Source organism: Paenarthrobacter sp. TE3676 (genome assembly GCF_056279165.1).
In genome coordinates this window covers 18,530-41,658 of record NZ_JBWBQU010000010.1, presented here as the reverse complement: position 1 = coordinate 41,658, position 23,129 = coordinate 18,530, and the positions used below count along the sequence as shown (strand labels likewise).

Sequence of the window (23,129 nt, the reverse complement as noted above, 5' to 3'; positions counted from 1 at the left end):
GATCCTTAAAGATGTACTGCGGATGTTTTAGCTAGGCTAAGCCTATGGTGGATCAGCCCGGCGTCGGCATTTATCCGGAATATTGGGAAGCTGATGTCGTGCTGCGCGACGGCGGGACAGCCCACCTTCGGCCAATACGACCCGAAGATGCCGATGCTTTGCAGGCGTTCCATGCGGGTCAGTCGCAGGCCTCCATCTACATGAGGTTCTTCTCTTTCAAGCCAAAGCTCTCCGGCAAGGAGGTTCGGCGCTTCACGGAAGTGGACCACATCAACCGCGTGGCGTTCGTCATCACCATCGGCGGCGAAATCATGGGGATTGGCCGCTACGACAGGCTTGAAGATCCCACCGAGGCCGAGGTTGCCTTCAACATTTCCGATGCACACCAGGGACGTGGAATCGGCTCCATCCTCTTGGAGCATTTGGCGGTTGCCGCCCGGGAAAACGGCATCCGCCGCTTCACGGCCGAGGTCCTGCCGGACAACCGGAAGATGCTGATGGTCTTTGCCGACGCCGGCTACGACGTCAAACGACAATTCGACGACGGCGTTGTGAGCGTTGAATTCAACATCGATCCCACGGAGAAATCGCGGGCCGTCATGGAGTCCCGCGAGCACCGCGCGGAGGCGCGCAGCGTGCGGGACCTGTTGTCGCCGTCGTCGGTGGCTGTCATCGGTGCCAGCCGCAAGTGGGGGACGGTGGGCTACCAGCTCCTGGAGCACATTATTGAAGGCGGCTTCAAAGGTCCGGTCTACGCCGTCAACCCGGAGGCATTCGAACTCGCCGGGATGATCTCGTTCGGAAACTTGTCCGAGATCCCGGGGCCGGTGCAGCTGGCCATCGTCGCTGTTCCCTACGAGGAAGTGCCCAAGGTAGTGGACGACTGTGCCGCTGCAGGCGTCAAAGGCATCGTGGTGGCCACCGCCGGATTTGCCGACGACGGCGAGCGGGGACTCGCCCGCCAGCACGAGTTGGTGCGGCGGGCCAGGGCGAACGGAATGCGCGTCATTGGCCCGGAATCCCTCGGAATCCTGAATACGCACCCGGCGGTCTCCTTGAACGCTTCGATGGCCCCCGCGATGCCCCCGCGGGGCAGCTTGGGCTTGTTCAGCCAATCGGCTGCCGTGGGTGTTGCGGTGTATGCAGCCGCCAGCCGCCGCCGGCTCGGGTTGTCATCGTTCCTCTCCGCAGGAAACCGCGCCGACGTTTCCGGCAACGACGTCATGCAGTACTGGGAGGACGACGCCGATACCTCCGCCGTGGGCCTCTACCTTGAGTCCATCGGCAACCCCCGCAAGTTCTCCCGCTTGGCGCGCAGATTGTCCCGCAACAAACCCGTGATCGTTGCCAAGTCCGATGTCACCGGCCTCAGCCTGCCGCCCGGGCACGAGGTTCGCACCACCCAGGCGCCATCCGCGGCAGTGGACGCGATGATGCGGCAGGCAGGCGTGATCCGGGTTGAGACCATCGAACAACTCATGGACATTGCCCAGATCGCGTCCTCCCAGGAGCTGCCCAAAGGACCGGGCGTAGCCGTCTACTCAAATTCCGTCGCGCTGGCCAAAGTGGTGGCCGACAGTGCCGGACCCCTCGGGTTGGATGTGGGCCGCCTTGTGACGGACATTGATCTGGACGCCGGTATGTCATTGGCGCTTCCTGCACTTCGGGCAAGTCTGCAGGAAAGCCTCGCGGACGACTCCGTGCACGCCGTTGTGGCGGCCCTCCTCCCGGCCCGCGGGCTTACCGTGGAATCACTCGCGGGCGTCCTGGCCGAATGCGCTGCCGAGGCTGGAAAGCCTGTGGTGGCGGCCTTCACCGGAATCCTGGATCCCTCCGTGCAAGTCGAGGGCATGGTGGGCGGAGCGGGCAAGCCTGTGCTGCCGTGCTACTCCAATGCCGGTGCCGCCGTGGCGGCCCTGGCGGCGATCGTCCGTTACGCGCAGTGGCGCGACCGTGACCAAGGGCTTTTCGTGGAGCCCGACGGCTGCGATGTCGACGGCACCAGGGAAACGCTGAACGCGATGCTGGCCGGCGTCACGGGCGAAAAGATCAGGAAGCTCGACGCCGGTGCAGCCGCCGCACTGCTGTCGGGCTACGGGATTGATGTGGTGCCGACTTTCGGATTTGGTACCCCTGACGAGGCGGTGCAGGCCGCGGAGACTGTGGGATGGCCCGTGGTCCTCAAGACCACGGATCCCGCATTGCGGCACCGGCTGGACCTCGGAGGCGTTCGGCTGGATATTCAGGACGCCGAATCCCTTCGTCAAAACATCGCCCAAATGCGCCGTGCTTTGGAACCTTATGGATCGCCCTCGCTTGAGGTGCAGGCCATGGCGCCGGTGGGGCAGGCCTGCACCTTCCGTGCCATGGAGGACCCCTTGCTGGGGCCGGTCCTGTCGTTCGGCTTGGCCGGGGATGCCGTGAACCTGCTGGACGACTGGGCGCATCGGGTCCCGCCGCTATCAGCTGCGGACCTGCACGATGTCATCCGCTCGCCACGGGCGTCCCGAAAACTGTTCGGCTACCAAGGCCTGCCCGCCGTGGATGTGGAAGCTCTTGAGGACATTGCTGCCCGGCTCGCCAAGCTAAAAGATGACCATCCAGGAATCGCGTTGGTGGAATTCAACCCCGTCCTGGCGGGGCCCTCGGGTGCCACCATCCTTGGCGCGGATGTATGGATCGGCAATGCGGCACAGCGCACGGACAGTGCCCGGCGCGCGATGCGGGGTTAGCCACAGGACTGGACCTCGCGGTTAGGTAGTCACCAAGCGATCTGTGAAAATGGGGGAATGAGCACCCAGTCTCCGACGCCTCAATCCCGTCCGTCCAACGCCGGGCACCACACCTCCCATCATCACAGCTCGCAGGGACAGAGCCTGGACCAGGCACTGCAGCAGGCAGGTTTCTACCCACGGCTGGTGGCCGACGTCGTCGACGACGCCCTGGATGGCAGGGAGTGCCTCTCCCACCTGGTCCACTTGGAGACCCATTTCGACCGTGCCGAGGTCCGCAGGCACATCACTGTGCTGGTGCTCACGGAGGACATGCTGGTGATCACGCACGTTGATGACCAGCAGCTGGATGAGGCCGGAGAGCAGATCGTTGCCCAAGTCTCCACTGAGTCTGTACCCGTGGCCCAGATCCGCTCGGTGGTCCTCAGCTACATGTATTCGCAACCCCAGGACTACAAGCCGTCCGATCCTGTCCGGGAGATGACCTTGTCCATCGCGTGGTCCGGCGGGCAGCGCCTGGACATGGGGCCGGCGAGCTGCGGGGATCCCCAGTGCGAGGCCGATCATGGCTACAGCGGAACCATCGCCCAGGAAGATATCGTCCTGCGGATCAGCGCTGAGGCGGACGGACTCCAGGCGGTCCAGGACGCCAAGATTTTTGCCCGTGCGCTGCGTGCGGTCAACACGGGCAATCCTTCCCCGGCCCAACACGCCAGCATCCCTGCACCGAGGCCGCGTTCGGGCGTCTTCAGCAACCGCCTCAGCCGCGGACACCAGCGTTGAGGGAAACCGCACAGAACCCGGTGAGCACGTCTTCGGGGACCAACCCGGCCACTGACCTCCCATCGCCCCCGCTTTTCGGAAGCAAGTCCATAGCAGAAGTCCTGACCAGCGCTGCCGCATCCCTGGGCATGCCGGGCTTCACCAACCACCTGCAGCTGCCGCCAGCGCAGCGTGTCTGCGTGGTCCTTGCCGACGGCCTTGGCCGTACCCTCTTGAAGCAGAAGTCCTCCCACACGCCTTTCCTCCGGACAGTCATGGCCGGGGGACAACGCAACGTTCCCACGTGGTTAGACGCCGCCTTCCCCAGCACCACTGCGGCATCCCTCGCGAGCCTCGGCACCGGTTTGCCGGCCGGCCAGCACGGAATGGTGGGCTATGACGTCCTCGATCCCGATCAGGACAAAGTAGTGAACCTCCTGGGCAATTGGGATTCCCAAGTGGACCCTGCACAGTGGCAGCCTCACCCGACGGTCTTTGAGCGGCTTGCCGGAGAGCTGGACGTCGTGACCGTCAGCCTGCCTCAGTTCGGAAATTCCCCGATGACACAGGCTGCCCTCCGGGGAAGCCGCTTCGTCGGCGGCACCACGCTGCATGCCCGCACCGCCGCCGCCGCTGAGGCTATGTCCGGTGGTGGACGTTCCCTGATGTACTTCTACGCCAACGAGTTGGACAAAGCAGGCCACCGCTACGGCTGCCAGTCGGATCGTTGGGAGCACCAACTCGAAGAGCTCGACTCTACGGTCAAGAGGCTGTCTGCCACGCTGCCCGCCGGCACCACCATTCTGGTGACCGGCGATCACGGCATGTTGGACGTCCCGGAATCCCAGAGAATCGACTACTCCGCTGATGAAAAGCTGGTAGCAGGAGTCCGCCACACTGCCGGGGAGCCGCGCATGGTCCACCTCTATCTTGAACCGGATGCCACTCCGGCCCACCGGGAATCCCTGATTGAGGCATGGCGTCACCGCTTTGGTGAAAGGATCTGGGCCTTTACGCGGGAGCAAGCCGTGGATGCAGGGCTGTTCGGCACAGTTCGCCCTGAGGTGGCTCCGCGCATTGGCGACGTCATGATTGCAGCACGTGACACGTTGGCCCTCTATGACACGCGGAGGGCCCGCCCGGCAGCCCTGGAGGTTGTAGGGCAGCACGGTTCACTGACCAAGGCCGAACGCGAAGTACCACTGCTGTGCTTCGCCGCTGCCGGCAAGAAGGGCAAACGTGGCTGAGCTGGTCTTCTTCTCAGGCACCATGGACTGTGGCAAGTCCACCCTGGCCCTCCAAATGGACCATAACCACCGTGCACGCGGTCGCGGAGGTGTTCGGTTCAGCTGCAACGACCGCGCAGGTGATTCAAGGATCTCCAGCAGGCTGGGCCTGCAAACCGACGCCGTGGAGGTTGTGGGCGACACCGATTTCTGGGACGAAGTGGTGGCCCGGCGAACCAACGGACTGCGGGTGGACTACCTCATTTGTGATGAGGCCCAGTTCTACTCGCCCACCCAAGTGGAGCAATTGGCGCGGGTTGTGGATGAGATGGAGGTGGACGTCTTTGCGTTCGGCATCACTTCCGACTTCCGGACCAGACTGTTCCCTGGCTCGCAGCGGCTCATCGAACTCGCCGACAAAGTGCAGGTCCTGCAGGTCGAAGCCTTGTGCTGGTGCGGCCGCCGGGCAACGCAGAACGCCCGCACCGTAAACGGCATCATGGTGGTGGAGGGCGACCAGGTGATGGTGGGCGACGTTGCCCCGCAAAACAGCGGCGACGAAGCCGGGCCCGCGGAGGGTGCATCCGCTGGGAGTCCGCCCGCAGAAGCAGGTCCTGCTGACGCAGTGGGCTACGAGACGTTGTGCCGCCGGCACTACATGAGGCGTGTCACGGCTCATGGCGCCAACCTGATGGCCGGCGCAGACCAGCCGCTGCCGTTCGACGTCGATGCGTGCCTCTGGCCCGGTGCAGGGGCCCTTAGGCGCGGCTAGTCGCCGCGGGCCCCAAAAACTATCTCGTCCCAGCTCGGGATGCTGGACCGCTTGGGGCGGGACGGCTGGCGTTCCGCAGGGGCATCCACATCCTTACGCACGTCAGCGTCTTTCTGGTCCTCTGCAGGCATTTCGTCCTGATGGGCGTCCTGGGAAGATTGCGCACGGTCGGCTTCGTCTTCTGCGCGGGGTTGCGGGTTACCGCTGCCGCCGAGGAGTTCGTCAAGTCCTGCAGGCTTGCGTCCTGCCAGTGAAGTCACAGGTCGAAGCGGGCTGGCTACCACCGTTATTTCACGCGTGTCTGTGCTGACTCCGTTGTGGAGCTTCAGTGAGTCGTCGCCGTCGTCGGGCGACTCGAAGTGCCGCGGAGCGAGGCTTAGCCTGGACATCATCGAAGGACGCCCGTCTTTACGTGTGGGCTCTTCCGCAGCAGGAGCCACCGGCTCGACATCCGTAACACCAGGTGCCTCGGCCTCGTCTATTTCCTCACCGGGTCGCGGGTGTGCTGCGGGAACGTTGCTCAAGAGGACTGCCAAGGCGTCGTCGCCGTCTTCATCCACGCCAAGGCGCTGTCCGCGCCGCGAACGGAGCATTTCCAGCAGGCTGTCGGATTCTTTCGCGGACGCGCGTGCTGCCGTTTCGGCGTCGTTCTCGAAATCGAACGGCCTGTCCGAGACGGCAGCAAGCCGCCGGGCCGGGACCGGGCCGTCCATCGGCTCAAGTTCGCTGAGCTGCTGGGCCCAACGGTTGGCATTCTGCAGCGACTTGCGCTGGGGACTGAAGGTCCACATGGCAGGCGGTTCTTCGCCAATGCTTCCGTGAGCGCCGGGGACAGCTTCGAAGCGAGCGACGACGGTCCAGGTACCATCCGGGCGGCGCCAGGAATCCCAATCCACGGAGGAGGAATCGATACCGTGCGCTGAAAGCCGGTAATCAACCATCTCGCCAAGTGTGGCCGGGTTGTCGCCGAAAGCGGAGCGGTAGATGTCATGCCCGGGAGCAGGGGCGGCAACTTCGATGTTTCGGGCCTGTCGCACTACGTACTCACGCTCTGCAAGCACAGGCCCTTCGTAACGTTGGACGTTGGCAAGGGGGAGGCCGGAAAGCTCTGCAACTTCCATGGCCGTGGCTCCGCTGCGGATCCGGGCCTGAATATCGCGGGGCGACATGGAAATCGGCGTGTTGGAGGCGCGAGCGGCCACCTGGGCAGGGGTACGGCTCGCCGCGGCCCTCAAGGCCTCGTCGATCGGAAGCTGGAACATCGCACCACCGGGGCCGCTCAAGAGCAGATGCCCGCCGTCGTCGTGGACGCCTACCAGTCGTAGATCCTGCATAACACCCTCCACCACATGGCATAACTGACATTCGAAACTCTGCCACTCGCGGGGGGCTTTTCCTACTAGGGCAAAGGGCGTGCCGTGATATTCCGCTGAAACCCGGTTCATTCCGGAAGGCTTTTCAACCGATTCCACTGCAAAAGTGCATCTATGGACTTTTCGGACCTGCGGGAGGACAATCTGGCCGAGATCGGGCACAAATCCGGGGCGTCCGGCGTTTGCACCCATAAGCCGGCGACAGGGAAGTTCCTGCGGCCGGGTTTCCATCCCGGAAAAGGTACGGAGGACGAAGAAGGACCATGGCCACGGACTACGATGCCCCTCGAAAGACCGAGGAAGACGTCAGCGAGGATTCGCTGGAAGAGCTCAAGACGCGCCAGTCGGGGAAGCAGTCCTCCGCGGTGGACGTCGATGAGACCGACCTTGCCGATGGCTTCGAGTTGCCGGGCGCGGATCTTTCCGGTGAAGAGCTACTCATTCAGGTCATGCCACCCCAGCCTGACGAATTTACGTGTTTCAACTGTTTCCTGGTGAAGCACAGGTCCCAGATAGCCGCTGAACGGGACGGGCACCAGTACTGCACCGAGTGCGAAAGCTAGGCGCAGCGTCCCGGTGTCAGACCCGTGGCGTGGTGAGTGCCGAAACGAGCTCATCGGGCCGGCGCGTGGATGCCAGCCAGTAGGGGGTCCGGTCTGCAGGGTCCGTGATTTCAATCTTGACGACCGGATCGATCCAGCCGCGGAAGCACATGTAGGCGAGTCCATTCAGGCGTGGACCCCGCTCAGCGGTGGCTTCGCCTTTTTTGAACGCCTGGACGGAACCTACGTACTTCCGGTCGATGCTCGCACGACCCACCCTGACGGCGTCAGCGGTGACCGTGATGGTTGGCGTAGAGAGCACCAACATGATGGTCATGATGGCCAGCAGCACCAAGGCGGCGGTGATGCCGGCTGCCGCGCTGATGGGACCAAACATCAGGACCCCTGCGCCGGAGAGGCCCACAACCACAACCCAGATCCAAACGGACGGCCACAGCTTCTCGGTGTACAGGACCTCTGAGGCCGAAGGGGTGTTCCGGGCAGGCACAGGGGAAGACTGGTCAGGCGTAGGCATGGGTCCAGCTTATCGGGCATCGGCAACGGGCTTCGCCCCGGACCGACCGGGCCTTGTACCGGAAGGTCCCCGTAGAATGAATCACTGTGAGCAACGAGACCGCAGTATTCAGTACAGAGGCAACCTCCGCAGTCGCGGATAATGGCGAAAGCACGGCAGCGTACGGCGCCCCCACTTTGGAGGTGCAGCTGAAAATGCTCGACGCCGGGTTGGAAGCACCGTCCTACGCGCACCCTGGCGATGCGGGTGCCGATCTCCGTGCCCGCGAGGACGTGCACCTTGCCCCCGGCGAAAGAAAACTGGTTCCAACCGGTGTGTCCATAGCGCTGCCGGACGGATTCGTGGCCCTGATCCATCCCCGGTCCGGACTGGCAACCAAGCATGGCCTCACGGTGGTCAATGCTCCTGGCACTGTGGACGCCGGTTACCGCGGCGAGATCGCGGTCACGCTCCTGAACACCGACCAAAAAAATGCGATTGACCTCAAACGCGGCGATAGAATTGCACAAATGGTGATTCAGCGCGTCGAGTACGCGCGGTTCGTATCTGTTGACCAACTGTCCGATTCCGTTCGGGGAACCGGCGGCTTCGGGTCCACGGGCGGCTTCAACGCACCGAAGGCCTAAGAAACTACTGGACCCGGCGTGTGCCGCAGACCAACGCCTGACGCATTGGCGCGGTTTAGCGCGGTTTAACGTGGTTGCGGTTTACTTGGGGATAGACCACTACTAAGGAGAAAACCCAATGCTTTTTGGGCGCGGCAAGAAGTCCAAGGACGAGCGGTCGGAAACCGCCGGCACCGTCGATGAGTCGGGTGCCGAGGCACAAGACTCCGTATCAGGCGGGTCCGGCACACCCGGTGACTTCCGGCTCGGCAAAGGTCCCTTGGACATAGACGAGATCGAAAGCCGCGATGGCTACGTTGACCTCGGTGCACTGCTGATCGCACCGGCCGAAGGTCTCCAGTTGCGGCTTGAGGTGGAAGAAGCCACCCAACGCGTGGTCGCTGTGACCATGGACCTCAACGGCTCCAGCTTGCAGCTCCAGGCTTTTGCGGCACCGCGTTCCGAAGGCCTTTGGGACGAGATCCGTGAACAGATTAATCAGTCTGTAGCGAGCCAAGGCGGAGAAACCGAAGAGGTTTCCGGAGCTTTCGGCACGGAACTGGTAGCCAAACTGCCTGCTGAAGCTACTGACGGCAGCCGTGGCTTCCGTGCTGCCCGCTTCATGGGCGTGGACGGGCCACGATGGTTCCTCCGTGGTGTCCTTGGCGGGCAGGCTGCCTTGGAACGCGATGCCGCAGCAGGTCTGGAAGATCTGTTCCGCAAGGTCGTGGTGGTCCGTGGCGATAATCCGATGCCTCCCCGCGAATTGCTGCAGCTGCGCCTGCCCAAGGATGCTGCGGTACCGGGCCAGGCCGGCGCTCCCCAAGGCGCCGTTCCCCCGGAAGAGCCCGCAATGCAGCAGCCGGAGCGAGGGCCGGAGATTACCCAGATTGGTTGATTCCTCCGGGCACAGCGGAACATCCGGTCAGAGGCCCCCTGAGCAGGGAGTTCGGGATCTTCCTGCGCGGGGCAGGGCCGTTTGTACCGGTTTCATCGAATCCGTGACTCATCAGCCGCCCAGCGAACAGCCGTTCTTCTCTGCTGTGGTGGTGGATACCCTCAGGCAGGGAGACCAGCGCGCTTCCGGGGGAAAAAAGCCCTATGACCGTCTCCGCGTGATCTGGCTGGGCAGGACGCGGGTCCCCGGCATTGAAGCCGGTGTGGAACTTCGCTTGAACGGCATGGTGACCCAGGTTGATGGCCTTCCGGCCATGTTCAATCCCCGATACGAAATACTCTCCCGTCAGGAGCACCTATGACCGTGGCCAACGGATCAGAACCGAAGGACACAGGGCGCCCGACGCCCCCGCAGGACGAAGTTTCGCTGCCCGGAGAGGCCAACCCAGGGGCGGCCAAGCCAGGTGCTGCCAGCCCCGGTGCTGACTCACCGAGTGTGTCTGAACTCGCTGCGGGTTATGCCGAAAAAGCCGGTCTGCACCGGAACAGTGCGGGGCACGTGGACATGCTGAAGTCAGCGGGCGGGGTCCAGGGTATCGCCGAGAGCATCCTCCCCGGACTTGTCTTCCTGGTCGCCTTCACCATTACCCGCGATCTCACACTGTCCCTCATCGCAGCGCTGGCTACCGCCGCCGTGTTCACCGTGGTGCGCCTGATCCAGCGGCGTCCTTTGACGCAGGCGCTGGCAGGCGTAGTGGGCGTGGGCATTTCCGCTTGGCTGGCCAACACCACAGGTAAGGCAGAGGACTTCTACGTCCTCGGATTCTTCACCAACATCGCTTATATCGCGGGCATGGTGCTTTCCATCGTGCTCAAGTGGCCGGTTGCGGGGCTTTTGTTCGGTTTCGTGCGCAACGAGGGACTTGAGTGGCGAAAGGACCCCGAAAGGCTCCGCGCCTACAGCCTGGGTACGTGGATCGTAGTGGCGGTGCTTGCCCTCCGCCTGGTGGTTCAGGTGCCGTTGTACTTCATGGGAGAGCCAGGACTGACGGCGTTGGCAACCACCAGGTTGTTGATGGGAGCTCCGCTGTACATCCTGGGCCTCTGGGTGGCGTGGCTTGTCACTAAGCCTGCTGTTGGCGAGCCGGCACCTCAGCCGTCGAAACCGTCGTCCTCAGCTGATTGATCGGCTGCCTCGGCAGCATCGTCACGGGGTTCCCGGCCGTCGTCGGAACCGGGTGACAACAGCGCCCTCAGGCCGTCCTCGGCCGCGATGGTGGTGACGAAGAAGAGTTCGTCGCCGCCATCCAGGACGTCATCACGCGTAGGCGTGATGGGGGCGTGGTCGCGCAGGATTGCCACCAACGTCGCATCTTCCGGCCAGTCGATGCCGCCTACCGTGCTGCCAATGACGTGGGAATCATGCGGAACAGTGAACTCAACGATTGAGGCCACCCCTGTCTGCAGGGTCAACAGGCGCACGATGTCGCCAATCTCAACAGCCTCTTCCACGAGGGCCGTCATGAGCTGCGGGGTGTTGACGGCCACGTCTACGCCCCAGGAGTCATTGAACATCCAGTCGTTCTTGGGGTTGTTGACGCGCCCCACGGTCCGCCCCACGCCGAATTCGGTTTTGGCAAGCAGGGATACCACCAGATTCACTTTGTCGTCACCTGTGGCAGAAACCACGACGTCGGCATCCTCGAGCTTGGCGTCCTGCAGGGTGCTGAGTTCGCAGGCGTCGCCCACCAGCCAGCGGGCACCTCGAAGCCCGCTGCGCCCGATGACTTCGGGCTTCAGGTCAATGAGGAGAATCTCGTGTTTGTGGGCGAGCAATTCACGCGCGATGGACGAGCCGACGCTGCCTGCGCCAACAATGACAACTTTCACTAAGACTCCTTGGCGGGTGCTTTGGCGAGAATCCGGCTGATCTCGGAGGTTCTGTCCAGGCTCACCATCGCGTGGACGGTATCGCCCTCCTGGTAGGCGGTGCCGGCTTGCGGCAACAGGCCTTCACCAAACCTGGTGAGGTACGCGATACGGATTCCGGCGGCGGACTCGATGGACTCCATGCTGTGTCCGATCCAATCCTCGTGCAGATCCACTTCGGCCAGTACCAGGCGGCCTGAGGGCTCGCGATAGTCACCGGCGAGGTGCTGCTCGGGGAGTATTCGGCGCAGGACCTGATCGGCACTCCAGCGGACGGCTGCGACGGTGGGGATGCCGAGCCGCTGGTAGATTTCGGCGCGGCCGGGATCATAGATGCGTGCCACCACATGGGCAACATGGAACGTTTCGCGGGCTACGCGTGTGGCGAGGATGTTGGAGTTGTCGCCGCTGGAAACGGCGGCGAAGGCGTAGGCCTCTTCCACTCCTGCTTGCTTCAGGGTGTCCCGGTCGAAGCCGACCCCGGTGACTTTGCGACCCGTGAAGGTGTTGCGGAGCCGGCGGAAGGCCCGCTCGTCCTGGTCGATGATGGCCACTGAGTGGCCTGCATCCTCCAAAGTGTGTGCCAGGGTTGCGCCAACACGGCCGCAACCCATGATCACGAAGTGAGCCACCGTGTCTCCTTATGTGTGTTGTCCATCCCGCTCGGTATGACTTTACCGGTGCAGCGCGGGTAAGCCGGCGACAACCGTCATGACATCCCTGTGGATTCAGAGTAGCTTTGCGGAGTGCTGACAATTTTGAATGCCGCGAAGCGGGTGCTGGTGGGCCGGCCAGTCCGGAATGACCGCCTGTCCCACACCTTATTGCCCAAACGCATCGCTTTGCCCGTCTTCGCCTCGGACGCTTTGTCCTCGGTGGCATACGCCCCGGATGAAATCCTCCTGACGCTTGCCCTTGCGGGCGTGAGCGCAGTGGCGTTCTCCCCGCTGGTGGGCCTCGCCGTCATGGTGGTTTTGCTCACAGTAGTGGCTTCCTACCGCCAGAACGTGCACGCCTATCCCTCCGGCGGCGGCGACTACGAGATTGCCAACGTCAACCTCGGCAAGTACGCCGGTCTCACGGTCGCTTCTGCGCTGCTGGTGGACTACGTCCTCACTGTTGCAGTGTCCATGTCTTCGGCAGCTACATACCTGACTACCGCCATCCCGGCGCTGCATGGCCAGCAGGCAATGATCGCCACTATTGGCGTGATCATCCTGGCCCTGGTCAATCTTCGCGGGGTCAAGGAAGCCGGGACGCTCTTCGCTGTCCCTACGTACATCTTCATGGCGTCCATCCTTGGAATGACCGCGGTGGGCATCTTCCAGGCTGCCACCGGCACCTTGGGGGAGGCGCCTTCCGCCAACTTCACCATCGTTCCTGAGCCCGGATTCGATGAGGGCCTGGTGGGGCTGGCCGGGGCCTTCCTGCTTCTGCGTGCCTTTTCATCGGGGGCGGCGGCGCTGACCGGCGTCGAAGCCATCAGCAACGGGGTGCCGAATTTCAAGAAGCCGAAGAGCAAGAACGCCGCCACCACGCTGCTGCTTCTGGGCGTTATTGCCTCGGCCATGCTTGCGGGCATCATTTATCTGGCTAACGCTACAAAGGTCCACATCGTCCTCGATCCGGCCCGGGAATTCCTGGTGGACGGCAAGCCGCTTCCGGAGGACTACATCCAGACCCCTGCCATCAGCCAGATAGCAGACACCATTTTCGGTTCCGGCTCCATCCTTTTCTATATCGTGGTTGCGGCCACCGGCATCATCCTGGTGTTCGCTTCCAACACAGCTTTCAACGGTTTCCCCGTGCTGGGCTCGATCCTTGCCCAGGACGGCTACCTTCCACGCCAGCTCCGCACTCGCGGTGACAGGCTTGCGTTCAGCAACGGCGTCCTTGCGTTGGCAGCCGGGGCGCTGGTCCTGATTCTCGCGTTCAACGCAGATGTCACCAAGTTGATCCAGCTGTACATTGTGGGCGTCTTCATCTCTTTCACGGCCAGCCAGCTCGGCATGGTCCGGCACTGGGGGCGAGAGCTGAAACTGGCCAGGGATAAAGCTGTCCGTCGCCGGATCTTCAAGTCGCGCACTATCAACATGGTGGGTTTTGGCATGACGGCGCTGGTCCTCGTCATCGTCCTCATCACCAAATTTGAGCAGGGCGCCTGGATAGCGTTGCTGGCCATGTTTGTCCTCTTCCTCATCATGTGGAGCATCCGCGCCCACTATGACAATGTGGCCAAGGAATTGGCCGTGGACGAGGATTCGTCACCGCGGGCACTTCCCACGCGGGTGCACGCGGTACTTCTTGTCTCGCACGTCCGCAAACCGGTGCTTCGTGCGCTGGCTTATGCCCGGGCGTCCCGGCCATCGCGCCTGGATGCAGTGACGGTGGACATCAACACGGAAGAGACCGAGCAAACTGTCCGGGATTGGGAAAAGCTTGAAATTCCCGTCCCCTTGACCGTACTGGCCAGCCCGTACCGCGAAACCGTAACCCCCATCATGGACTACATCAAGAACGTGCGCCGCGACTCACCGCGGGACCTGATCGTGGTGTACATCCCCGAATATGTGGTGGGTAAATGGTGGGAACAACTCGTCCACAACCAAACAGCACTCAGAATAAAGACAAGGCTCCATTTCGAATCCGGAGTCATGGTTGCCAGTGTTCCTTGGCAGCTGAAGTCCTCCGAAGAAGCAAAGGCACTGCAGGATACTTAATGACTTCCCACAGCAATACCCCCCAACCCCAACGCACCGGATGCCAGGGCGCAGCCCCCACTGAACTGGTGGTCGATGTCGGCCCCATAGCCCATGGAGGGCACTTCGTCGCCAGGCACGAAGGGCGCGTCATCTTCGTCCGGCATGCGATCCCGGGGGAGAAGGTCCGTATCCGGTTGACTGACTCCGGCGACTCGTCGCGCTTCTGGCGTGCCGACGTCGTCGAGGTCCTGGAGGCCTCACCTGACCGCGTTCCGCACTTCTGGAAGCAGGCCGATTCGCTGGGCTCATGGAGCCGCGGGGCTCCGCCGGTGGGCGGCGCCGAGCTCGGACACATTTCCCTGCAGCGCCAACGGGCCCTGAAAGCCGAGGTGCTTGCCGAACAGCTCAAGCGGCTTGCCGGTTTGGACCTGGCCACAGAGGTGGAAGCTGTGGGAGACAATCACGACGGCGGACTCGGCTGGCGTACGCGCGCCAGCTTCGCGGTGACCCCCAAGGGTCGGTTGGGGATGCATGCGCACCGTTCCGACGTTGTGCTTCCCATCAAGGAGATGCCGTTGGCGCTTGCAGGAGTCAACGAGCTGAAGCTGTGGGACCTTGACTTGTCCGGTATTGCCCGCGTGGAGGTCGCGGTGCCCGCCAACGGTTCGCGGCCCCTGATCCTGCTGGCTCCGGAAGAATCCACGAGCCCCAAGAGATTGCACAGCATCCTGTCGCAGTTGCCGCACGACGTCTCGGTCGCGAGCTTCGATCCCAGCAAGGGCGAGGTCCTGCAGCTGCGGGGGAGAACCTGGGTGCAGGAGAGTGCGGCAGGGCATGAATACCGTGTGACCGGTGAGGGTTTTTGGCAGATCCACAAGGACGCCCCGGACACGCTGGTGGACGCTGTAACGGGCTATCTTTCCCACGGCGGGTACTTGCAGCCCGGCGCCGCAGTTGCCGACCTCTACGCCGGTGCGGGCCTGTTTACGGCACCTCTGGCGGACGCCGTCGGAGTGACCGGTTCGGTACTTTCCGTGGAGGGCGCTCCGGGCACCAGCCGCGACGCCCGCAAAAACCTGCACGGTGAAGCCCAGGTGGAAATCGTTCAGGGACGTGTTGAGCGGGTCCTGCACCAACGCTCCCGCAGCTTCGACTCGCTGGTGCTGGATCCACCCCGCGCCGGAGCCGGCAAGGCTGTGGTCAAGCAACTGATGGCCACCGGGCCCCGCGCAATCGCCTATGTGTCGTGTGATCCGGCATCCTTCGCACGTGATCTGGGTTACTTCCATCAAGGTGGTTGGCGACTCGAGTCGCTGCGCGCCTTCGATTTGTACCCGAACACCCATCATTTGGAAACGGTAGGGCTGATCGTCCCCGCCGCTTAGCCGACGGACCGCCCGACTGCCATGGTGCAGAAGGAGGAACGGCCTGTTTCCGTCGCGATGCCTGATCAGTGACGCAACGCCGGAGTATGCCACTACGATGGCTGTAGTAGCCCCGGTCCGCAGTATTCAACGCCGCGGACCGGGGTGACCACGAGAGATGCCGCCCGGCTAAGTAAGGTGCGCCTAACTGGCTAGCGGCCAACCACGCGACAAAGATGAAACTGTTGCGAGAGGAGTCCTGCCATGAGCACTGTGGACAGCTTCGGTTCCAAAGGCGTACTGAATGTAGCCGGCACCGACTATGAAATTTTCCGGTTGAACTCCGTAGAGGGCGCAGACAGCCTTCCGTTCAGCCTTAAGGTATTGCTTGAAAACCTCCTGCGGACTGAGGATGGCGCCAATATTACGGCTGACCATGTCCGCGCCCTGGCCGGTTGGGATCCCAATGCGGAGCCCGACACGGAAATCCAGTTCACCCCCGCCCGCGTCATCATGCAGGACTTCACCGGCGTTCCCTGCGTCGTGGACCTGGCTACCATGCGTGAAGCCGTCAAGGAGCTCGGCGGTGACCCCAAGCGCGTCAACCCGTTGGCGCCTGCGGAAATGGTCATCGACCACTCCGTCCAGATCGATGCCTTCGGAAACTCCGGCGCACTGGAGCGCAACATGGAGATCGAATACCAGCGCAACGGTGAGCGCTACCAGTTCCTTCGCTGGGGCCAGACCGCATTCGATGACTTCAAGGTTGTTCCCCCGGGAACCGGCATCGTACACCAGGTCAACATCGAGTACCTGGCACGCACGGTCATGACCCGCGAGGTAGACGGTGTTGTCCGCGCCTACCCCGACACTTGTGTTGGCACCGACTCGCACACCACCATGGTCAACGGCCTGGGCATCCTGGGTTGGGGCGTTGGCGGTATCGAAGCCGAAGCTGCAATGCTCGGCCAGCCCGTCTCCATGCTGATTCCCCGCGTTGTCGGATTCAAGCTCAAGGGCAGCATCCCCGCAGGCGCTACCGCGACTGACGTGGTGCTGACCATCACCGAAATGCTGCGCAAGCACGGTGTTGTTGGCAAGTTCGTTGAGTTCTACGGTGAGGGCGTCGCCGCTGTGCCGCTGGCCAACCGTGCAACCATCGGCAACATGAGCCCGGAGTTCGGTTCCACGGCTGCCATGTTCCCGATCGACGACGTCACCCTGGACTACTTGCGCCTGACCGGCCGCTCCGAAGCAAATGTCGCCCTCGTGGAGGCATACAGCAAGGAACAGGGCCTCTGGCACGATCCCTCCCGCGAACTGCGGTTCTCCGAGTTCCTCGAACTGGACCTGTCCACCGTTGTTCCCTCCATCTCAGGCCCCAAGCGTCCCCAGGACCGCATTGAGCTCACGGATGCCAAGGAACAGTTCCGCAAGGACATCCACAACTACGTCGCCATCGAAGACGGCAGCGTGGACGAGGCCCTGGATGAGTCGTTCCCGGCTTCCGATTCTCCGTCCTTCACACATGCTGATTCGCACACCACGGAGACGGCACGCGTTGCATCCGCCGCCAACGGTGCGCATGGCCGCCCCTCTTCGCCGGTCAAGGTCACCACTGCCGACGGCCGCGAGTTCGAGCTGGACCACGGAGCAGTGTCGATCGCTTCGATCACGTCCTGCACCAACACGTCCAACCCGTCCGTCATGCTGGCTGCGGCCCTCCTTGCACGCAACGCCGTGGACAAGGGCCTGACCTCCAAGCCGTGGGTCAAGACCTCTGTTGCCCCGGGTTCGAAGGTCGTCACGGACTACTACGAAAAGTCCGGTCTGACCCCGTACCTGGAGAAGCTTGGCTTCTACATCGTGGGTTACGGCTGCGCCACCTGCATCGGTAACTCCGGACCGCTGGAGCCGGAAATCTCCGAGGCCATCCAGGCCAACGACCTCTCCGTCACCGCTGTCCTGTCGGGTAACCGCAACTTCGAAGGCCGCATCAACCCGGACGTGAAGATGAACTACCTGGCCTCGCCGCCACTGGTCATCGCCTACGCACTGGCCGGCACCATGGACTTCGACTTCGATACCGATGCCCTGGGCACCGACTCCGAAGGCAACGAAGTCTTCCTGAAGGACATCTGGCCGAACCCCATCGAGGTGCAGGAAGTCATCGACTCCTCCATCGACGAGGCTATGTTCGCCAAGGGTTACGAGGGCGTCTTCGACGGCGACGAGCGCTGGAAGGCACTCGACACCCCTGCCGGTGACACCTTCGCGTGGGCCGAAGATTCCACGTACGTGCGGAAGCCCCCATACTTCGAGGGCATGAAGGCCCAGCCGGATCCCGTCAAGGACATCTCGGGCGCCCGCGTGCTCTTGAAGCTCGGCGATTCCGTCACCACGGACCACATCTCCCCGGCCGGTTCCTTCAAGTCGGACACCCCGGCGGGCCAGTACCTCCTGGCCAACGGTGTGGAGCGCAAGGATTTCAACTCCTACGGTTCACGCCGTGGCAACCACGAAGTCATGATCCGCGGTACGTTTGCCAACATCCGCATCAAGAACCAGCTCCTGGACAACGTCGAGGGTGGCTTCACCCGCGACTTCAGCCAGGAAGGTGCGCCCCAGGCCTACGTCTACGATGCAGCCCAGAACTACCAGGCAGCGGGGACGCCCCTGGTTGTCCTGGCAGGCAAGGAATACGGTTCTGGTTCGTCCCGTGACTGGGCGGCCAAGGGCACCGCGCTCCTGGGCGTCAAGGCCGTCGTCGCTGAAAGCTACGAGCGCATCCACCGCTCCAACCTCATTGGCATGGGCGTCCTTCCGTTGCAGTACCCTGCCGGAGAGTCCGCAGCAACGCTGGGGCTGACGGGTACGGAGACCTTCGCGGTGGAAGGCGTCACCGAGCTCAACAACGGCACCACGCCGAAGACGCTCAAGGTAACGGCCACGGCTGAAGACGGTACCGCCAAGTCCTTCGATGCCGTTCTGCGCATCGATACACCGGGTGAAGCGGACTACTACCGCAACGGCGGCATCCTGCAGTACGTTCTGCGCCAGATCTCGGCATAACGGACCGGCTGGTTTCCAGCTGATCCAGAAGCCGGACAGCCCCGGCTGGTCGCCTGACCAGCCGGGGCTGTTGGCGTCCCGGGGCCCTGCCAGGAAGAACGATGCCGGGGCTCGGATCCAGAGCGCAACGCGTGGGCCCGGGCACGCGCTAGAGTTAACAAGCACGTCATTCACCCTAAGGAGGGCCGTTGGGACTTTTGGAAACCGTCAAGGATCCACGGGACCTGGCCAAACTGTCCGGCACGGAGCTGGAACAACTGGCCGGCGAAATCAGGGAATTCCTGATCACCAACGTAGCCGCAACGGGTGGACACCTTGGTCCCAACCTGGGCGTTGTTGAACTCACGCTCGCTGTCCACCGGAATTTCGAATCCCCGCGGGACAGCGTGGTGTTCGATACCGGGCACCAGTCCTATGTCCACAAGCTGCTGACAGGACGTCAGGACTTCACCACGCTTCGCCAGCAAGGAGGCCTGTCCGGTTATCCGGACCGCGCGGAGTCCGAGCACGACATCGTGGAAAGTTCACATGCGTCCTCCTCCTTGTCCTGGGCAGATGGCATTTCGCGTGCCCGGCAGTTGACCGGCGAGGGCGACAGGTTCGTCGTCGCCGTTGTTGGCGATGGCGCGCTGACCGGTGGAATGGCATGGGAAGCCATCAACAACATTGCCGCGGATAAGCGGCGTCGCGTCGTGATCGTTGTCAACGACAATGGACGCTCCTATGCTCCCACTGTGGGCGGTTTTGCTGACTACCTTGCCTCACTGCGTCCCACCATCGACTCCCTCCGCACCACCCCGGCCTACGAGCGGATGCTGGACTGGTGGAAGAAGAAGCTCCAGGACGGCGGCCCCGCTGGCCAGTTCACCTATAAGAGCCTGCATGCCATGAAGAAGGGCATCAAGGACTGGTGGGCCCCGCAGGGCATGTTCGAGGACCTTGGCATGAAGTACATCGGCCCGGTTGACGGGCATAACCTCCAAGCCATGGAGCATGCCCTCAACACGGCCAAGGCTTACGGCGGACCCGTCATTGTGCACGCCATGACGGAAAAGGGCCACGGCTATGCTCCCGCTCTCGCCAATGAAGCAGACCAATTCCACGCCGTAGGAATCATCGACCCTGAAACGGGCGAGCCCACCGAAATGCCTGGAGCGCGGTCCTGGACCTCGGTATTCGCTGAAGAAATCGCGGATATTGCTGATGAGCGCCCCGACATCGTGGGCATCACCGGCGCCATGCTCATCCCTGTGGGATTGCACAAGTTCGCTGAGCGCCATCCGGAGCGGGTGATCGACGTCGGCATTGCGGAGCAGCATGCGCTGACGTCCGCCGCAGGAATGGCGTTCGGTGGCCTCCACCCGGTGGTGGCCGTTTACGCAACCTTCTTGAACCGCGCCTTTGACCAGCTCCTCATGGATGTCGCGCTGCACAAAGCCGGTGTCACTATAGTCCTGGACCGTGCCGGTGTGACGGGCCCGGACGGACCCAGCCATCACGGGATGTGGGATATGGCGATGGTCCAGATCGTGCCCGGGCTGCATCTGGCTGCTCCCCGCGATGCCACCCGGCTCCGCGAAGAACTGCGTGAGGCGGTGGCGATCAACGATGCCCCCACTGTGGTGCGGTTCTCCAAGGGCAGCGTCGGTTCCGAGGTTGAAGCTATCGAGAGGCTTCATGACGGCGTTGACATTCTCGCGCGGCGCCCGGAGGGCTCCACCGAGAACGATGTGTTGATTGTCAGCGTCGGCGCCATGTCCGAACTCGCACTCGATGTTGCTACCCGCTTGGGTGCCCAGGGCATCAGCTCCACTGTGGTGGATCCCCGGTGGGTCCTTCCTGTCCGGAAATCGATCATCGCCCTTGCCGCCCGTCACCGCTTGGTGATCTGCATCGAAGACGGCGTCCGGGCAGGTGGCGTGGGCTCGCGTATACGGCAGGAAATGCGGGCTGCCGGTGTAGACACCGCACTGAACGAGGTGGGCTTGCCCGTTGAATTCCTGGTACACGGCTCCCGCAGCCAGGTACTGGAACGCGTGGGCCTCACCGCCCAGAAAATAACCCACGACGTCGTAGCGCAGGTTTTGGGGACGAAGGTCCCGTTTGCCAGGCCTCTCCCGGGCCAGGAACACCCCACCACCGGCAGCCTGCCAACCCTGTGACGGACGAGCGCGTGCCGGGCGCATTGCAGCCCGGCGACCTTGTGGTGTCGAGGAACAGGAAGTGGGACGGCAAAGCCCACTGGGTGGTGCCTGGCCGCTACCTTGGTGAGGACATTCACGGTTGGTGGATATTTCAGGGAGCGGGGGAGTTTTGCGCACGCCCCGGCGCGGCTTTCTATACGGCGTCTGATGCTGTCTTGCTGGTCCCGCGGACCGGTGAGTTTGTTGCGACGTTCTATGACGACAGCTATCCGGGCGACTTCAGGATCTACGTCGACCTCGCCACAGCCCACGCTTGGAACCCCCTCAAACCGGGTGTGACAGAGTTCCACATGATCGACATGGATCTGGACGTTATCCGTTCCACCAGGCACGGGGTGTTCGTGGACGATGAAGACGAGTTTGAGCAGCATCGGATGGCCATGGGCTATCCGCAACAGACGGTGGACGCAATGCGCGCAGAATGCGCAGCCCTCTTCGAGGCAGTGGACACCATGAAAGCACCTTTCGACGTCAATGGAGCCACCAGCACCAGCGCCGAGTGGTTCAGGAAAGGACGAGCATGAGCGGCATCATCCGCGCGTACAAGCGCGACGACGAAGGAGTGCTTCACTTCCGGGAGGCCTGGTACGACGACGAAGACCAGCAGTTCGTGGTCAATCACGGTGTAGTGGGCCACCAGAGCAAGACCGACGAAGCCAACGTTGACGACGAATCTGCCGTGGAAGGCCTGATGGCCGCTTTTGCCGCGCAATGCGAGGAAGACGGCTACGCCGAGATTCCCGAGTCCGAACAGTTCTGGGTAGTTGCCCAAATTGCCTTGAAAACCAAGGACGGCACCGAACGTGACCGGCATCTTGAGCGGAAAGCCAAAGCCGCCCTCACCGGTGAGCTGGCGTGGCGTGGGCTGGGCGTGGTGGTCCGTTCGGAAATCGGCAACGGCCATCTGAACATCTTCTGCCTCTGCCCGGACGTCAATAAGGCTGTGAACGCCATCAAGATCTGCGTCCGCGGTGAGGATCTGGACTTCACCAAGCTCACGGTCGCAGCAGCGCCACACAGCGACCCCACGGCATTCCGGGTGAAGCACTCGCCCAAGCAGGGTGTGGGCTTTACTCTCTAAGTAGCACCCAACGCATCAGGAGGGATCTCCATGTCGTCCAAGAGCAACTGGCCCGGACATACGCCGCTGCCCAAAGGTCTCGCTGCGCCGGCGAAACGGGCCCTGGCCCACGAAGGGATAGAGACGCTGGAGCAGCTGGCCGAGTTCGGCGAGCTGAAACTTTCCAAGCTCCACGGCATGGGCCCGGTAGCCATAGCGCAGCTTGAGGATGCCATGGAGGAATCAGGGATCTCCTACGGCGCCCGTTAGCTTGGAGTGCTTTTGTTGCCTCGGGTGACTAACTGGTCCCCGCGCCCCGTATAGGCTGAATTCATGACTGAATACCGACGCCTTGGCCATTCCGGACTGACTGTCTCAGCTGTGGGGCTGGGCTGCAACAACCTGGGCCGCGCCAATACTCCCACTGAGTCCCAGGAAGGCACGGACGCTGTTGTCCACGCCGCGATTGATGCCGGGGTAACGTTCTTCGACGTCGCCGATGTTTACGGTCGTGAGCCTGGCCTGAGTGAGGTCATGCTGGGCAAGGCGCTGAAAGGCCGCCGTGATGACGTGGTCATCGGAACCAAGTTCGGTATGGACATGCGCGGAGCCAACGGCAGGGACTTCGACGCCCGGGGTTCGCGTCAATACATTGTCAAAGCCGTCGAAGCTTCCCTCCGCCGCTTGGACACCGACTGGATCGACCTCTACCAGTTCCACACCCCGGATCCGCGGACTCCCATCGAGGAGACCCTGGCAGCCTTGGATGACCTGGTGTCCAGCGGCAAGGTGCGGTACATCGGCCATTCCAACTTTGCCGGCTGGCAGATAGCCGAGGCTGAGTATGTAGCACGACAATCACCATCAGGTGGCGTCCGCTTCATCTCGACGCAGAACCATTACAACCTCCTGGATCGGCGCGCCGAACTCGAAGTGCTTCCCGCAGCCGGGGCCTTCTCCTTGGGTGTCCTGCCGTACTTCCCCTTGGCCAACGGGCTGCTCACCGGAAAGTACTCCGCAGGGAAAGCCCCGGAAGGCTCACGATTGAGCCACACCCGCACCAACCTCGTACACGACGCCGACTGGGAGCAGCTTGGCCGCTTCGGCCAGTTCGCCAAGGAACGGGACATCAGCGAGCTTCAGTTGGCTTTCTCCTGGTTGGCCGCGCAGCCCGGGGTCAGCAGCGTCATCGCGGGTGCCACCCGTCCGGAGCAGATCCGTGAGAACGCCGAAGCCGTGTGCTGGGTCCCCACGCAGGAGGATCGCGAGGAATTGGACGAGATCTTCCCGCGGGCGCCGAAGGTGGCACTCTTCTAACCCTCTCTCACATCCCACCCACTTACAGGCGTCCCTC

General features: G+C 62.8%; 21 protein-coding genes. 17 read left to right on the top strand and 4 right to left on the bottom strand.

Annotation, left to right across the window (positions count from 1 at the left end):
- Positions 1-44 precede the first annotated feature (44 nt).
- Genes ACZ881_RS20550 through ACZ881_RS20535 form a run of 4 tightly spaced genes read left to right on the top strand, consistent with a single transcriptional unit; the run spans position 45 to position 5,492 of the window.
- Entirely contained in the window at positions 45-2,732 is a 2,688-nt protein-coding gene (locus tag ACZ881_RS20550) for a bifunctional acetate--CoA ligase family protein/GNAT family N-acetyltransferase (protein ID WP_476117793.1), read from the top strand.
- A 57-nt stretch (positions 2,733-2,789) separates the two neighbouring features.
- Positions 2,790-3,515 carry a DUF5998 family protein gene (locus ACZ881_RS20545; RefSeq protein WP_017198895.1) on the top strand — a complete coding sequence of 242 codons (726 nt, stop codon included), beginning with the start codon at positions 2,790-2,792 and terminating at the stop codon, positions 3,513-3,515.
- Positions 3,512-4,741: an alkaline phosphatase family protein gene (locus ACZ881_RS20540; RefSeq protein WP_476117792.1), complete on the top strand. Its 1,230-nt coding sequence runs from the start codon at positions 3,512-3,514 to the stop codon at positions 4,739-4,741. Before ACZ881_RS20545 ends, ACZ881_RS20540 begins: the two co-directional genes overlap by 4 nt.
- On the top strand, positions 4,734-5,492 hold the full coding sequence (locus ACZ881_RS20535; protein ID WP_091466724.1) for a thymidine kinase: 759 nt from the start codon (positions 4,734-4,736) through the stop codon (positions 5,490-5,492). Before ACZ881_RS20540 ends, ACZ881_RS20535 begins: the two co-directional genes overlap by 8 nt.
- Here the strand turns inward: ACZ881_RS20535 and sepH are convergent.
- On the bottom strand, positions 5,489-6,826 hold the full coding sequence (gene sepH, locus ACZ881_RS20530) for a septation protein SepH (protein WP_476117791.1): 1,338 nt from the start codon (positions 6,824-6,826) through the stop codon (positions 5,489-5,491). The genes ACZ881_RS20535 and sepH overlap by 4 nt on opposite strands.
- A gap of 302 nt (positions 6,827-7,128) precedes the next feature.
- Here sepH and ACZ881_RS20525 point away from each other — a divergent pair, with 302 nt between their 5' ends.
- Positions 7,129-7,428: a DUF4193 domain-containing protein gene (locus ACZ881_RS20525; protein WP_017198899.1), complete on the top strand. Its 300-nt coding sequence runs from the start codon at positions 7,129-7,131 to the stop codon at positions 7,426-7,428.
- Between the two features lie 16 nt (positions 7,429-7,444).
- On the opposite strand, the gene ACZ881_RS20520 is transcribed toward ACZ881_RS20525, so the two are convergent.
- Positions 7,445-7,942: a DUF3093 domain-containing protein gene (locus ACZ881_RS20520; protein ID WP_476117790.1), complete on the bottom strand. Its 498-nt coding sequence runs from the start codon at positions 7,940-7,942 to the stop codon at positions 7,445-7,447.
- 86 nt (positions 7,943-8,028) lie between these two features.
- On the opposite strand from ACZ881_RS20520, the gene dut reads away from it, so the two are divergent.
- The 4 genes from dut to ACZ881_RS20500 all read left to right on the top strand — a co-directional run bounded on the left by dut (position 8,029) and on the right by ACZ881_RS20500 (position 10,630).
- Positions 8,029-8,568, top strand: a complete 540-nt coding sequence (gene dut, locus ACZ881_RS20515) for a dUTP diphosphatase (protein ID WP_091466729.1) — start codon at positions 8,029-8,031, stop codon at positions 8,566-8,568.
- A 118-nt stretch (positions 8,569-8,686) separates the two neighbouring features.
- Complete coding sequence (locus ACZ881_RS20510; RefSeq protein WP_364309432.1) at positions 8,687-9,445, top strand: DUF3710 domain-containing protein; 759 nt, start codon at positions 8,687-8,689, stop codon at positions 9,443-9,445.
- Positions 9,446-9,548: 103 nt separating this feature from the next.
- Positions 9,549-9,806 (top strand): hypothetical protein, encoded by a 258-nt coding sequence (locus ACZ881_RS20505; protein WP_091467644.1) that lies wholly within the window; start codon positions 9,549-9,551, stop codon positions 9,804-9,806.
- Positions 9,803-10,630 (top strand): DUF3159 domain-containing protein, encoded by an 828-nt coding sequence (locus ACZ881_RS20500; RefSeq protein ID WP_476117789.1) that lies wholly within the window; start codon positions 9,803-9,805, stop codon positions 10,628-10,630. Before ACZ881_RS20505 ends, ACZ881_RS20500 begins: the two co-directional genes overlap by 4 nt.
- Here ACZ881_RS20500 and ACZ881_RS20495 read toward each other — a convergent pair.
- A complete protein-coding gene (locus ACZ881_RS20495; RefSeq protein WP_017198904.1) occupies positions 10,597-11,334 on the bottom strand; it encodes a potassium channel family protein in 738 nt (245 codons plus the stop codon). The genes ACZ881_RS20500 and ACZ881_RS20495 overlap by 34 nt on opposite strands.
- Complete coding sequence (locus ACZ881_RS20490) at positions 11,334-12,005, bottom strand: potassium channel family protein (RefSeq protein ID WP_091466734.1); 672 nt, start codon at positions 12,003-12,005, stop codon at positions 11,334-11,336. The genes ACZ881_RS20495 and ACZ881_RS20490 overlap by 1 nt, the downstream gene beginning before the upstream one ends.
- Positions 12,006-12,119: 114 nt before the next feature.
- Here ACZ881_RS20490 and ACZ881_RS20485 point away from each other — a divergent pair, with 114 nt between their 5' ends.
- The 8 genes from ACZ881_RS20485 to ACZ881_RS20450 all read left to right on the top strand — a co-directional run bounded on the left by ACZ881_RS20485 (position 12,120) and on the right by ACZ881_RS20450 (position 23,092).
- On the top strand, positions 12,120-14,093 hold the full coding sequence (locus ACZ881_RS20485) for an APC family permease (RefSeq protein WP_091466736.1): 1,974 nt from the start codon (positions 12,120-12,122) through the stop codon (positions 14,091-14,093).
- Positions 14,093-15,460 carry a class I SAM-dependent RNA methyltransferase gene (locus tag ACZ881_RS20480; protein WP_476117788.1) on the top strand — a complete coding sequence of 456 codons (1,368 nt, stop codon included), beginning with the start codon at positions 14,093-14,095 and terminating at the stop codon, positions 15,458-15,460. Before ACZ881_RS20485 ends, ACZ881_RS20480 begins: the two co-directional genes overlap by 1 nt.
- 243 nt (positions 15,461-15,703) lie before the next feature.
- Positions 15,704-18,511 carry an aconitate hydratase AcnA gene (gene acnA / locus ACZ881_RS20475; protein ID WP_091466740.1) on the top strand — a complete coding sequence of 936 codons (2,808 nt, stop codon included), beginning with the start codon at positions 15,704-15,706 and terminating at the stop codon, positions 18,509-18,511.
- A 188-nt stretch (positions 18,512-18,699) separates the two neighbouring features.
- The gene (gene dxs / locus ACZ881_RS20470) at positions 18,700-20,673 is read left to right on the top strand and encodes a 1-deoxy-D-xylulose-5-phosphate synthase (protein WP_091466742.1); all 1,974 of its coding nucleotides are present in this window, start codon (positions 18,700-18,702) and stop codon (positions 20,671-20,673) included.
- Complete coding sequence (locus tag ACZ881_RS20465) at positions 20,670-21,239, top strand: DUF402 domain-containing protein (RefSeq protein WP_420180787.1); 570 nt, start codon at positions 20,670-20,672, stop codon at positions 21,237-21,239. The genes dxs and ACZ881_RS20465 overlap by 4 nt, the downstream gene beginning before the upstream one ends.
- Entirely contained in the window at positions 21,236-21,796 is a 561-nt protein-coding gene (locus tag ACZ881_RS20460) for a hypothetical protein (RefSeq protein ID WP_476117787.1), read from the top strand. Before ACZ881_RS20465 ends, ACZ881_RS20460 begins: the two co-directional genes overlap by 4 nt.
- A 30-nt stretch (positions 21,797-21,826) precedes the next feature.
- Positions 21,827-22,045, top strand: a complete 219-nt coding sequence (locus tag ACZ881_RS20455) for a helix-hairpin-helix domain-containing protein (protein WP_091466748.1) — start codon at positions 21,827-21,829, stop codon at positions 22,043-22,045.
- A gap of 63 nt (positions 22,046-22,108) precedes the next feature.
- A complete protein-coding gene (locus ACZ881_RS20450) occupies positions 22,109-23,092 on the top strand; it encodes an aldo/keto reductase (RefSeq protein WP_364309440.1) in 984 nt (327 codons plus the stop codon).
- Positions 23,093-23,129: the final 37 nt, after the last annotated feature.